General features: G+C 65.6%; 12 protein-coding genes. 5 read left to right on the plus strand and 7 right to left on the minus strand.

The annotated features are described in order from the left end of the window. Window positions 1–9 precede the first annotated feature (9 nt). The 6 genes from nuoF to K7I12_RS02955 all read right to left on the minus strand — a co-directional run bounded on the left by nuoF (window position 10) and on the right by K7I12_RS02955 (window position 5,566). On the minus strand, window positions 10–1,386 hold the full coding sequence (nuoF, locus tag K7I12_RS02930; RefSeq protein ID WP_231662953.1) for an NADH-quinone oxidoreductase subunit NuoF: 1,377 nt from the start codon (window positions 1,384–1,386) through the stop codon (window positions 10–12). Next, window positions 1,383–1,892, minus strand: coding sequence for an NADH-quinone oxidoreductase subunit NuoE (gene nuoE / locus K7I12_RS02935; RefSeq protein WP_231662955.1), 510 nt, complete (start codon window positions 1,890–1,892; stop codon window positions 1,383–1,385). Before nuoE ends, nuoF begins: the two co-directional genes overlap by 4 nt. 1 nt (window position 1,893) lies before the next feature. Continuing rightward, window positions 1,894–3,669 carry an NADH-quinone oxidoreductase subunit C/D gene (gene nuoC, locus K7I12_RS02940; RefSeq protein ID WP_231662956.1) on the minus strand — a complete coding sequence of 592 codons (1,776 nt, stop codon included), beginning with the start codon at window positions 3,667–3,669 and terminating at the stop codon, window positions 1,894–1,896. A 40-nt stretch (window positions 3,670–3,709) separates the two neighbouring features. Beyond that, entirely contained in the window at window positions 3,710–4,390 is a 681-nt protein-coding gene (locus K7I12_RS02945) for an NADH-quinone oxidoreductase subunit B (protein ID WP_231662957.1), read from the minus strand. A gap of 95 nt (window positions 4,391–4,485) precedes the next feature. Then, window positions 4,486–4,893, minus strand: coding sequence for an NADH-quinone oxidoreductase subunit A (gene ndhC / locus K7I12_RS02950; protein ID WP_231662959.1), 408 nt, complete (start codon window positions 4,891–4,893; stop codon window positions 4,486–4,488). 244 nt (window positions 4,894–5,137) lie between these two features. Continuing rightward, window positions 5,138–5,566 carry a YqaA family protein gene (locus K7I12_RS02955; protein ID WP_231662960.1) on the minus strand — a complete coding sequence of 143 codons (429 nt, stop codon included), beginning with the start codon at window positions 5,564–5,566 and terminating at the stop codon, window positions 5,138–5,140. A gap of 60 nt (window positions 5,567–5,626) precedes the next feature. Here K7I12_RS02955 and thiD point away from each other — a divergent pair, with 60 nt between their 5' ends. The 3 genes from thiD (at window position 5,627) to dtd (ending at window position 8,142) form a co-directional block, all read left to right on the plus strand. After that, a complete protein-coding gene (thiD, locus tag K7I12_RS02960) occupies window positions 5,627–6,439 on the plus strand; it encodes a bifunctional hydroxymethylpyrimidine kinase/phosphomethylpyrimidine kinase (protein WP_231662962.1) in 813 nt (270 codons plus the stop codon). 112 nt (window positions 6,440–6,551) lie between these two features. Next, window positions 6,552–7,403: a universal stress protein gene (locus K7I12_RS02965; protein WP_031384920.1), complete on the plus strand. Its 852-nt coding sequence runs from the start codon at window positions 6,552–6,554 to the stop codon at window positions 7,401–7,403. Between the two features lie 301 nt (window positions 7,404–7,704). Next, entirely contained in the window at window positions 7,705–8,142 is a 438-nt protein-coding gene (gene dtd / locus K7I12_RS02970; RefSeq protein WP_031384919.1) for a D-aminoacyl-tRNA deacylase, read from the plus strand. Window positions 8,143–8,171: 29 nt separating this feature from the next. Here dtd and K7I12_RS02975 read toward each other — a convergent pair whose 3' ends face one another. After that, entirely contained in the window at window positions 8,172–10,106 is a 1,935-nt protein-coding gene (locus K7I12_RS02975) for an ATP-binding cassette domain-containing protein (RefSeq protein WP_231662964.1), read from the minus strand. A 198-nt stretch (window positions 10,107–10,304) separates the two neighbouring features. Here K7I12_RS02975 and K7I12_RS02980 point away from each other — a divergent pair, with 198 nt between their 5' ends. Together K7I12_RS02980 and K7I12_RS02985 are read left to right on the plus strand one after the other, a co-directional pair. Then, entirely contained in the window at window positions 10,305–10,877 is a 573-nt protein-coding gene (locus K7I12_RS02980) for a TIGR02444 family protein (protein ID WP_051907540.1), read from the plus strand. Between the two features lie 102 nt (window positions 10,878–10,979). Further along, on the plus strand, window positions 10,980–11,609 hold the full coding sequence (locus tag K7I12_RS02985) for a TRAP transporter small permease (RefSeq protein ID WP_231662965.1): 630 nt from the start codon (window positions 10,980–10,982) through the stop codon (window positions 11,607–11,609). The last annotated feature ends 2 nt before the right edge of the window (window positions 11,610–11,611 follow it).

Consider the following 11,611-nt stretch of genomic DNA (forward strand, 5'->3'; position numbering starts at 1 on the left):
TGGACCCGCTCATACCTCGCCCACCGGAATCGAATCCGCATGGGCGGTGCGACGCGGATGGGCGATCCCGGCCTCGAAGTCCGCCCGAAAGTGGTTGAGCGCCGATTCCAGCGGCATGGCCGCCCCCGGCGCGTGAGCACAGAAGGTCAATCCCGGCCCCAGGTCCGTGGTGTGCTGCTCGAGGATCTCGATGTCACCCTGTTCGCCTTCGCCACGCTCCAGGGCCTGAAGGAGCTTTACCGTCCAGGGCAGGCCGTCGCGGCAGGGCGTGCACCAGCCGCAGGATTCCCGAGCGAAGAACTGCTCGAGATTGCGCAGCAGCGATACGATGCTCTGACGTTCGCTGACCACCGTCAGCAGCCCGGTGCCCAGACGGCTGCCGTGCTGGCCGATGGTATCGAAGTCCAGGGCCAGATCGAGGTGCTCCGGCAGCAGGAAGCCGGTACTGCCGCCGCCGGGCAACCAGGCCTTGAGGGTATGGCCCTCGCGCATGCCCCCGGCGCGCTCGAGAATCTCCCGGCCGCTGGTGCCGATGGGTAACTCCCACAGGCCGGGACGCTCGACCAGCCCCGAGACGCCATAGAGCTTGGTGCCGCCATCGTCGCTGAGGCCGCCGGACAGGCCCTGATACCAGTCCGCGCCGTGGCGCATCACCGCCGGGGCGTTGCACAGGGTCTCCACGTTGTTGACCACCGTCGGCTTGCCCCAGGCGCCGGACTGACCCGGAAACGGCGGCTTGGCGCGCGGGTTGGCGCGCTTGCCCTCCAGGGAGTTGATCAGCGCGGTCTCCTCGCCGCAGATGTAACGGCCGGCGCCGGTGTGCAGGGCGATATCGAAATCGAAGCCGCTACCGCCGACGTTGCTGCCCAGCCAGCCCGCTTCTCGCGCCTCCTCGATGGCCAGGGCCAGGGAATGCGCCGCCTCGACATATTCGCCGCGCAGGAAGATGTAACCGTATCGGGAGCGGTTGGCGTAGCCGGCGATGATCATGCCCTCGATCAGCAGATGCGGCTGCTGCTCCATCAACAGACGATCCTTGAAGGTGCCCGGTTCCATCTCGTCGGCGTTGCAGAGCAGGTAGCCGCGCGGCAGATGGTCGCCCACCTGGGTCAGCCCCCACTTGACGCCGGCGGAGAAGCCGCCGCCACCGCGGCCACGCACGTTGGCCTTCTTCATGGTGTCGATCACGTCGGCGCTGGAACAATGCTCGAGGGCGTGGGCGGCGGCGCGATAGCCTTCCTTGTCGCGATACTCCTCGAGCCCGACCCGCGCGCCATCCTCGCGCAGCCGCCAGGTCAGCGGATGGGTGTCGGCGTGGCGCTCGGCGGCGCTCTGGCGCAGTTGGCAGTGGTAGCGCAGCCGGGAGTCCTTGGGTATCGCATTCATGGATAGGCCTCCAGGAGTTCATCCAGATCGTCAGGCGCGATGGGGCCGAAGGTGTCGTCATCGATCATCATCGCCGGGCCGCGATCGCAGGCGCCCAGGCAGCACACCGGCAGCAGGGTGAAGCGGCCGTCCGCGGTGGTCTGACCCAGGCCGATACCGAGGCGTTTGGCCAGGGCGTCGCCGAGTTCCTCGTAGCCCGTCAGGAAGCAGGAACTGCTGTCGCAGACCAGGATCACGTGGCGCCCCACCGGCTGACGAAAGATCAGGCTGTAAAACGTCGCCACGCCCTCGACGGAAGCGGGACCGATGCCCAGCACTTCGGCGATGGCGGGGATCGCCGCGTCGGGCACCCAGCCGTGGCGGCGCTGGACGATCTTGAGCGCCTCGATGCAGGCCGCCTGGGGCTGCTCGTAGTGAGCGCGCTCGTGCTCGATCGCCCGGCGATCCTCGTCGGCAAGGGTGAAACCTTCGCCATCGCTGGCGATGTGTCGTGCGCTCTCGGTCATGTCAGCGATCCACGTCGGCCATCACGAAATCGATACTGCCCAGGTGGGCAATCAGGTCGGGCACGAAGCCACCGCGCATCAACGCGGGAATCTGCTGAAGGTGCGGGAAACTCGGCGTGCGGATGCGCGTGCGATAGCTCATGGTGTTGCCGTCACTGGTCAGGTAGTAGCTGTTGATGCCCTTGGTCGCCTCGATCATCTGCTGCGACTCGTTGGGCTTGAGCACCGGCCCCCACGACACCTGCAGGAAGTGGGTGATCAGCGTCTCGATGTGCTGCAGCATCTTCTCGCGCGGCGGCGGCGTGGTCAGCGGATGGTCGGCCTTGTAGTCGCCGGCGGGCATGTGGTCGACGCACTGCTGAATGATGCGCAGGCTCTGGCGCATCTCCTCGATGCGCAGCTGACCGCGATCGAAGACGTCGCCGTTGGCGCCCAGCGGCACCTCGAAATCGAAGTTCTCGTAGCCGCCGTAAGGACGCTTCTTGCGCAGATCGAAGTCGCAGCCGGTGGCGCGCAGATTGGGCCCGGTGACCCCCCAGGCAAGTGCCTCGCGGGTGGTGAAGGCGGCGATGTGGCGGGTCCGTTCGCGGACGATGGCATTCTCCATCATCGCCCGTTCGTACTCGCGCAGCCGCTTGGGCATCCAGTCGAGAAAGCCCTGCACCAGCTTCTTCCAGCCCCTGGGCAGGTCCTGGGCCACCCCACCGATGCGGAACGAGGCCGGATGCATGCGAAAGCCGGTGATCGCCTCGATCACCTCGTAGCCCTTCTGGCGATCAGTGAAGGTGAAGAATACCGGAGTCATCGCCCCCAGGTCCTGCAGATAGGTGCCCAGGAACAGCAAATGGCTGGTGATGCGAAACATCTCGGCCATCATGATGCGAATGGTCTGGGCCCGTTCGGGCACCTGGATGCCGGCGAGCTTCTCCACCGCCAGGATGTAAGGGAAGTTGTTCATCACCCCGCCGGTGTAGTCGACGCGGTCGGTGTAGGGAATGTAACTGTGCCAGGACTGGCGCTCGCCCATCTTTTCGGCGCCACGATGGTGATAGCCGATATCCGGCACGCAGTCGACGATCTCCTCGCCGTCGAGCTGCAGGACGATGCGGAAGGCCCCGTGGGCGGAAGGGTGGTTGGGCCCCAGGTTGAGGAACATGAATTCGGTGTCGGCGTTCTCGCGCTGCATGCCCCAGTCTTCGGGCTTGAATTGCAACGCCTCCTGCTCGACCCGCTGGCCTTCGACGGTCAGGGTGTAGGGGTCGAACTCGGTGGCCCGCGCGCCGTGATCCTTGCGCAGCGGATTGCCTTGCCAGGTCGGCGGCATGAGGATCCGGGTGAGATGCGGATGGCCGCGGAAGTCGACGCCGAACATGTCCCACACTTCGCGCTCGTACCAGTTGGCGTTGGGGTAGAGCGACACGCTGGTGGGCAACGCCAGGTCATCCTCGTGCAACGCCACCTTGAGCATCACGTCGCGGTTGCGCGAGATCGACAGCAGCTGATAGAAGACCGTGAAATCCGCGGCGGGCAGGCCGCGTCGGTTGCCGCGCAGACGTTCGTCGATCGCCGACAGATCGTAGAGCATATCGAACGGCTCGGGCATGTCGCGCAAGAAGCTCAGTGCCTCGATCAATACCTCCCGGGCCACCCACAGCACCGGCATGCCGGTCAGCGTCGCCTGCTCGAGGATGGCATGATCGCCGAAGCGCTGCTTGAGCGCACCGACGACGGGATCGTCGGCGGCCGTCGAATCGGGGGTCGGTGTGGCAACGCTCATGGACGTGAACTGGCTCCTGCGACAAAAAGTGAAAGCGCGCTCAGATGCTGTCGGGCGTACGCAATTCGGTGGCCTGGATGCGCTGCGCCCGCGCTTTCTCGCGCTGCGAGGGCATTTCGGCGCGATAGACGCCCTGGTCGCCGACCACCCACGACAACGGCCGCCGCTCCTCCTGGATCGAGTCCTGAAGCAGCTGCAGACCCTGCAGGAAGGCCTCGGGGCGTGGCGGACAACCGGGCACGTAAACGTCCACCGGCAGAAACTTGTCGACGCCCTGGACCACCGAGTAGATGTCGTACATGCCTCCCGAGTTGGCGCAGGAGCCCATCGAGATCACCCACTTGGGCTCGAGCATCTGGTCATAGAGCTGCTGGATGACCGGCGCCATCTTGATGAAACAGGTTCCGGCGATGACCATGAAATCCGCCTGGCGCGGGGAGGCGCGAATCACCTCGGCGCCGAAACGGGCGATGTCGTGCGGCGCGGTAAAGGCCGTGGTCATTTCCACGTAACAGCACGACAGGCCGAAATTGTAGGGCCACAGGGAATTCTTGCGCCCCCAGTTGACGGCCGAATTGAGCACCTCTTCCAACTTGCCGGTAAAGACGCTGCGATGGATCTGCTGCTTCATCGGGTCGTCCTCGACCCGCTGACGCTCGCCCAGTGGATAACGTGCGTCCGCTGACACGGCGTCTTCGGCACGCGTGAGGGTATAAGCCATGCATCTCCTCCAGCTAGCGGCTAGCTGCCACGTCGTTATTGAGCATCCCGGGTCGGTATCGGGTCTTGCTGCATAGCAAGGCCGGAACGTCCGGTTCAGGAACCGGGATCACGCATCTTGCGTTTGGGAGCCCAGTCGAGGGCGCCGACACGGCTGTCGTAAACCAGGCCGGCGAGCAGAATGAAAATGAACACCGCCGCCCCGGCGAAACCGCCCCAGCCCACCTCGCGCACCGATACGGCCCAGGCGAACAGGAACACGGCCTCGATATCGAAGATCACGAAGAGCATCGCGACCAGGTAAAACTTGACGGAAAAACGCTGGCGAGCACTACCCGTACCCACCACCCCGGACTCGAACGGCAGGGACTTGCTGCGTCCCTTGCTGCGCCCACCGAGCAAACTGGCGGCACCGATCATGAAGGCGCACAGGGCGACGACGGCAACGACAAACAGGCCGGCGGCCCAGTATTGCGCGATGATCGCGGTAGCGTTCTGGTTCATGCATTCCCTCGTTAAAACCATGAACGGTAGACAGACCCAATCGCTCAGCGATCATTGATTGTAGTTTTTGAGGCCTGGCCTTTGTCCGTACGGGTCAAGTATAGGAGATCATTAGAGAATTGTCAGAGGCAAGCGGTACTTTCGGCGCAGCCACGCTGACTGATAAACATTCATACTCATCTCCCGCCCATCTCAAGAATACGCTATCGGCGGCTGGAGGCCATCCTTGAGTGCCGATCGCGATTCAGCACAGCGGCGCCAGCCAGCGGCCGGCCAGCCAGAGCAGCACGGCGTAGCGTACACCCTTGGCGATCAAGATCAACAGGCTCGCGCGCCACCAGGGCAGGCGCATCACGCCGGCCAGCATGGTCAATGCATCGCCCACCAGCGGGGCCCAGCTTAGCAGCAGGCTCCATGCACCCAGCCGGGCGTACCAGCGCTCGCCGCGTACCAGGGCGCTCACCGAGACGGGGAACCAGCGACGCCCCTGGAAATCGCGGGCATAGCGTCCCAGGGCAACGTTGATCAGACTGCCTAGCGTATTGCCCAGTGTGGCCACGCCCCATAGCGCCAAGGGTGGCTCGCCGAGACACCACTGGCGCGCCAGCCACGCCTCCGAGCCGCCGGGCAGCACCGTGGCACTGGCCAGCGCCACCAGAAACAGGCTCAGCATGGCCGACACCCCGCCCGATGCACTAGGCTATAGCTTTTCCAACGCAAGCTGCATCCGATAATGTCCGCGACTCCTCGTATCGCCAATGTATTGACCATCGCCGGCTCCGATCCCTCGGGGGGGGCCGGCATCCAGGCCGACCTCAAGACCTTCTCGGCGCTGGGCACCTACGCCACCAGCGTGATCACCGCACTGACCGCGCAGAATACTCGCGGCGTCAGCGGCGTGCAGCCGGTGCCCGCCGCGTTCATCGCCGAGCAATTCGACACCCTGCTCGACGACGTCGCCATCGACGCCGTGAAAATCGGCATGATCGCCGGCCGCGAGGTCGCCGAAACCGTGCGCGAGTGCCTGGAGCGCCGGCGGCCGCGCTGGGTGGTGCTCGACCCGGTGATGGTCGCCAAGAGCGGCGACATCCTGGTCGACGACGCAGGCATCCAGGCGGTCCGCGAGGTGCTGGTACCCGGCGCCGACCTGATCACGCCCAACCTGCCCGAAGCGGCGGTGCTGCTCGATGCCGACACGCCGCGCGACAGCGACGCCATGCAGGCGCTGCTCCCCCGACTGCTCGACCTGGGCGCCCCGCACGTGCTTCTCAAGGGCGGCCATCTCGACGGCGAGCGCTGTCCGGATCTGCTGGGTTCCGCCGAGGGCAGCAGCTGGCTCGAGGCCGAGCGCATCGCCACCCGCAATTTGCATGGTGCCGGCTGCACGCTGTCCTCGGCGATCACCGCCCACTTGGCCCGGGGCGAGCCGCTGGTCAGCGCGGTCCAGCATGCCAAGGTGTGGCTCAGCCAGGCGCTGCACGCGAGCGAGCGGCTCAGCGTCGGCCATGGCCGCGGGCCGGTGCATCATTTCCATGCCTGGTGGTAGCCGGCCGGCGAAACTTGCAGACCGCGACAGGGCGCACCATGCTTCCAATCACGCTTGCGGGTTCGTCGCCGCCGAGCGACTCGCCGAGTGACAATCGTGGGAGGATGCCGCCATGCCTCAGACCCTGCTGTTTGCCTGTGACCTTTCCGCCGAGAATCGTGCCGCTTTCGCCCGGGCGGTGCGCCTGGCCGTGGACAACGGCGCGCGCCTCGACGTGCTGCATGTGCTCGATCCGCATTTGCCGCACCAGGCGCTGCGCGATCTTGAAGACGCCGTGGTCGCCGACATGGAACGCACCCTGCAGGATCTGCGCGAGGATTATGCGCTGCCCGAGCCGGAAGTGTTGATTCAGACCATGACCGGCGAACCGTATGCCGAGATCGTGCGCGAGGCCCACGAACGCAAGGCCTCGCTGATCATGCTCGGTACCCATCGCAAGCGTGGCCAGCCCGACCTGGTTGGCGGTACCACCCTGGCCCGGGTAATGCGCAGCGCGCCCTGTCCGGTATTCTCGGTCAGCCATTCGCCCGATCAGCCGTGGCGCGACATCTTGGTTCCCGTCGACTTTTCCATGGCCGGTCGTCAGGTCCTGCGACAGGCCCTGACCCGCTTCCCCGAGGCCTGCCTGACGCTGCTCTACGCCTGGGACATCCCCGGCGAACATGAACTCGCCTCGAATAGCGACTATGCCCGCTGGCGCGATAGCGAGCTCGCGGGGCTGCGTCGTCAACTCGAGCGCGAGGTCGACGCGCTGCTTGACGAGCTGGGCGACGTGCCCGAACTCGAACTGGTGCTCGAACAAGGCGATCCGGACGAGGTGCTGGCGAGCCGTCTGCGTCGCCTGCCCCCGGATCTGCTGGCGCTGAGCAACCAATACCGCCGGGGCCGAGATCATTACAATGTCCTCAACGAGCAGCTGCTCGCCGACCCTCACTGCGATCTGATGATCTGTCGGGCCTGGTAGCGGGCCTCTTGGCGGTGGCTGCCCGGCCCGCTCGCCATCCGCCGGGCCTTGGGTTCACAAGCCGCGGCCGCGTCACGGCAATCGGCTGCGGCTTTTCTCGCTCGGCCGCCTGAATGGCCTTGGCGAGCGTATTCAGGGTTCGCCTGCCGCGCTCGTCGGCCCGTTCGACGTAGATGTCGCGGACCGCAGACTCATTTCACGGACATCGCAGACTCATTTCACGGACATCCTCGCGCTGCGCTCGTTGCGCCCGGACCATGCTACGCTCGTCTCCGATGTGTTTCTTGCCATCGGAATTCTCATGCGAGCATTGATCCAACGCGTCAGTCGCGCCAGCGTGGCGGTCGATGGACAGACCGTCGGCGCCATCGATCACGGCCTGCTGGCACTGATCGGCGTGCAAAAGGGCGACGATACGACACGCGCCGACACGCTGTTGCACAAGTTGCTGCACTACCGGGTGTTCGGCGACGAGGCCGGCAAGATGAACCGCGACCTGAAACAGGCCGACGGCGGACTGCTGCTGGTCTCGCAGTTTACCCTGGCCGCCGATACCGGCAAGGGCCTGCGGCCGAGCTTTTCCAGCGCGGCCCCGCCCGACGAGGGCCGACGGCTGTTCGACTATCTGCTCGGCGAGGCGCGCCAGGCCTGGCCGCGCGTCGCCAGCGGCGAGTTCGGCGCCGACATGCAGGTTGCGTTGGTCAACGAAGGACCGGTGACCTTTCTGCTGGAAACCTGAATCACCTCCATCGAGCAAGCGAGCCAGACTCAGTTTGCGCCGACCAGCTCGGCCTCCAGCCGTTCCAGTTTCTCCTCGGCCTCGAGCCAGGCCTGCTCGAGTGCGTCTACCTCGGCCTTGAGCTCGCCCTGGCGGGCCAGCAGATCGGTCAGCTCGGTCTTGCGCGCCGCCTCGGTATAAAGCGCGGGTTCGCCCAGCGCCGCCTCGAGTGTGGCGAGCCGCCCTTGAGCCTCGCTCATGCGCCGCTCGACCTTGTCGCGCTCGCGCTTGAGCGGGCGCAGCTTGTCGCGCAGCTCGGCGGCGGCACGCCGCGAGGCCTTGCGGTCGGCTGGCGGCACCTCGGCCGTCACCGCACCGGCCTTCTCGGCTCGCGCTTCGCGCCGCGCGCCCTCGAGTCGCGCCTTGAGCCAGGCCCGGTAGTCGTCGAGATCGCCATCGAAGGGCGTTACCTTGCCGTCGGCAACCCGCCAGAACGCGTCGACCGTGGCGCGCAGCAGGTGACGATCGTGGGAGACGATGATCACCGTGCCCTCGAAGGCCGCGAGCGCCTCGGTGAGCGCTTCGCGCATCTCCAGGTCGAGGTGGTTGGTGGGCTCGTCGAGCAGCAGCAGGTTGGGTTTTTGCCAGGCCACCAGCGCCAGCGCCAGGCGCGCTTTTTCGCCGCCGGAACAGCGCGCCACCTCGCCGAAGGCATCGTCGCCGCGAAAGCCGAAGCCGCCCAGGAAATCGCGGATCGCCTGGTCGCTGGCCCTCGGCGACAACCGCTGCACGTGCATGAACGGCGTGGCGGCGAGGTCGAGCCCGTCAAGCTGGTGCTGGGCGAAGTAGCCGATCTTCAAGTGCTCGCCGGGCACCCGCTTGCCGGCCAGCAGCGGCAAATCGCCGGTCAGCGACTTGATCAGCGTCGACTTGCCGGCGCCGTTGGGGCCCAGCAGGCCGATGCGCTGGCCGGGCAGCAGGGTCAGCTTGACGTCGTCGAGCAGCGCCGAGTCGTCCGCATAGCCCAGCCGCGCCTCGTCGAGCACCAGCAGCGGATGCGAGCTCTTGTCGGCGGACGGCAGCGTGAAGTGGAACGGCGAATCGACGTGCGCCACGGCGATGGTCTGCATGCGTTCGAGCATCTTCAGCCGGCTCTGCGCCTGGCGCGCCTTGGTCGCCTGGGCGCGAAAGCGTGCCACGAAGCGCTCGATCTCCTCGCGCCGCGCCTGCTGCTTGGCGGCCTCGGCCTGCTGCTGGGCGAGCTTGTCGGCGCGGGTGCGCTCGAAGGTGGTGTAATTGCCGCTGTAGAGCGTCAGCCGGCGCTGGTCGACGTGAACGATGTGGTCGCATACCGCGTCGAGGAAGTCGCGGTCGTGGGAGATCAGCAGCAGCGTGCCGGGGTAGCGCGTCAGCCATTGCTCGAGCCACAGCAGCGCGTCCAGATCGAGGTGGTTGGTGGGCTCGTCGAGCAGCAGCAGGTCGGAGGGCATGAACAGCGTCTGGGCAAGGTTGACGCGCATTCGCCAGCCGCCCGAGAATGCCGCCAGCGGGCGCGCGAGATCGGCCTGTGTAAAACCCAGCCCGACCAGCAGCCGCGCCGCCCGGGCCGGCGCACTGTAACCGTCGAGGGCCTCGAGCCGGCCGTGCAGCTCGGCCTCGCGATGGGCCTCGCCGTTGGCGCTGGCGATCTCGAGCGCGGCCTGGGTACGCCGCAGCTCGCGGTCGCCGTCGAGCACGTAGGCGAGGATCGGGCGCGAAAGCGACTCGACCTCCTGGGCCATGTGGGCGATGCGCTGGCCGCCGGACAGGCTGACCTCGCCGCGATCGGGAGCCAGTTCGCCGAGCAGCAGCTTGAACAGGCTCGACTTGCCGCTGCCGTTGGCACCGACGATGCCGGCCTTGTGACCGTGGTGCAGGGTCAGCTCGGCATCCTCGAACAGCGGCTGGGTGCCGCGTTGCAGGGCCAGCTGGCGTAATGCGATCATGATGTTCTCCCGTCGACTCTAAGAGGGTGCTTACAAAATGCCTGCACTCGGCAATACGGCGTTGAAATTGCCCTCAAAATGCTCATTTACCCTTCGTAAACTGCGCTTTTTCACTTAATTTCGCCTTGTCTTGCCTTCGTTCGCCTATTTTGTAAACATCCTCTGTAAGGCTTCAGGACACGCTGTCCGTCGTCGCTAATGACCGACCATGGTACCCAATCCCCCTTCGCCGTGACTGCCCCGGATGCGCTCTGGCGCTATGCCCTGGCGATCTATGCCGATCCGGCGACCGCCAGCGCCTGCCTCGATCTGCAGGATCGGGCCGATGCCGACGTCTGCGAGCTATTGTGGCTGGGCTGGCTGGATCAGCTTGGCCTAGTGACGACTCCGAACGTCCGCCAGGTTCTGGCGCCGGTCCGCGCTCATCAGGCCCACTACACCCGTCCCCTGCGCGCCCGGCGTCGCGCCCTCAAGTCACTGGCCCGGCCGGGCTCGCCATTGGATGACTGGCGGGAACGGCTCAAACACGCTGAGCTGATGGCCGAGCGCCAGGCTCTGGAGCAATTGCAGGCCTTGACGCGGTGCGCAGCCGGGGTTCGGCCCTGGCGCGCCAGGGACGGTGACCTGCATAGCCGCCTGGCCCGACATTTGGGAGGCCCCCTCGACGATGCGCTCGCCGGCTCGCTGGCGATACTGGCGGTCGGTCTGCGTGCACTTCATGCCCGGACGACGTGTAGCACTGTCGCCACAAAGCCTGTAACTTCAAGGTAAGCGGTGTGTCTTCGGCCATGGACCACGCTGTCGGTGACTTTCAGCGGGATGTCCGCCACCCTCGGCGCGCCAATCCTGACAAATACAAGGAAAGCTTGCGACATGACTCCATCATCTCCGTCCTCCGGCGATAGCCAGAAACGCCCCGGTGGTCTGCTACGCATCCTGGGTGGTCTCGATCGGGGGCTTGGCGTGATCGAGCGCATTATCGTCGGTGGCAGCATACTCGTCATGGCCGCATTGATGAGTAGCAATGTGGTTGGCACTCTCGTGTTCGGGCAAGGCATTGCCGGTACCTACGAAATCACCGAGATGCTGATCATCCTCATTACCTTCGTCGGCATCGGCTACGCCGCACGCAACGCCCGGCATATCAGCATGTCGGCAATCTACGATCTGCTCAGCGGCCGGCTACGCAAGGCACTGCTGATTTTGATTTGCCTGGGCACGGCCGCATTGATGTTTTATTTCGCCTATAAATCCATCGATTACGTAATGGTATTGAAGGATCGCGGGCGGGTCAGTGCATCGCTTCGCATCCCCATGTGGACCATCTACCTCGCGCTGCCCATCGGCTTCACCCTGGCCGGCATCCAATACGTCCTGACCATCGCGCGCAATCTCATGAGCGACGACATCTACCGTTCGTTCACCGAGAAGGAGACCTATTCCGAGGTTCCCACGGACGATGGCGAACAAACTCCCGATCGCGATGATTCGCGCGGCGTTTGATT

The organism is Halomonas sp. IOP_31 (assembly GCF_021151495.1).
GTDB classification, from domain to species: Bacteria; Pseudomonadota; Gammaproteobacteria; order Pseudomonadales; family Halomonadaceae; genus Modicisalibacter; species Modicisalibacter zincidurans.

Excerpts from the sequence above, each read along its gene's own strand:
- K7I12_RS02985 (WP_231662965.1), top strand. The coding sequence starts at position 10,980 with ATGACTCCATCATCTCCGTCCTCCGGCGATAGCCAGAAACGCCCCGGT.
- K7I12_RS02965 (WP_031384920.1), top strand. The coding sequence starts at position 6,552 with ATGCCTCAGACCCTGCTGTTTGCCTGTGACCTTTCCGCCGAGAATCGT.
- thiD (WP_231662962.1), top strand. The coding sequence starts at position 5,627 with ATGTCCGCGACTCCTCGTATCGCCAATGTATTGACCATCGCCGGCTCC.
- dtd (WP_031384919.1), top strand. The coding sequence starts at position 7,705 with ATGCGAGCATTGATCCAACGCGTCAGTCGCGCCAGCGTGGCGGTCGAT.
- K7I12_RS02955 (WP_231662960.1), bottom strand. The coding sequence starts at position 5,566 with ATGCTGAGCCTGTTTCTGGTGGCGCTGGCCAGTGCCACGGTGCTGCCC.
- nuoC (WP_231662956.1), bottom strand. The coding sequence starts at position 3,669 with ATGAGCGTTGCCACACCGACCCCCGATTCGACGGCCGCCGACGATCCC.
- K7I12_RS02980 (WP_051907540.1), top strand. The coding sequence starts at position 10,305 with ATGACCGACCATGGTACCCAATCCCCCTTCGCCGTGACTGCCCCGGAT.
- ndhC (WP_231662959.1), bottom strand. The coding sequence starts at position 4,893 with ATGAACCAGAACGCTACCGCGATCATCGCGCAATACTGGGCCGCCGGC.
- nuoE (WP_231662955.1), bottom strand. The coding sequence starts at position 1,892 with ATGACCGAGAGCGCACGACACATCGCCAGCGATGGCGAAGGTTTCACC.
- nuoF (WP_231662953.1), bottom strand. The coding sequence starts at position 1,386 with ATGAATGCGATACCCAAGGACTCCCGGCTGCGCTACCACTGCCAACTG.
- K7I12_RS02945 (WP_231662957.1), bottom strand. The coding sequence starts at position 4,390 with ATGGCTTATACCCTCACGCGTGCCGAAGACGCCGTGTCAGCGGACGCA.
- K7I12_RS02975 (WP_231662964.1), bottom strand. The coding sequence starts at position 10,106 with ATGATCGCATTACGCCAGCTGGCCCTGCAACGCGGCACCCAGCCGCTG.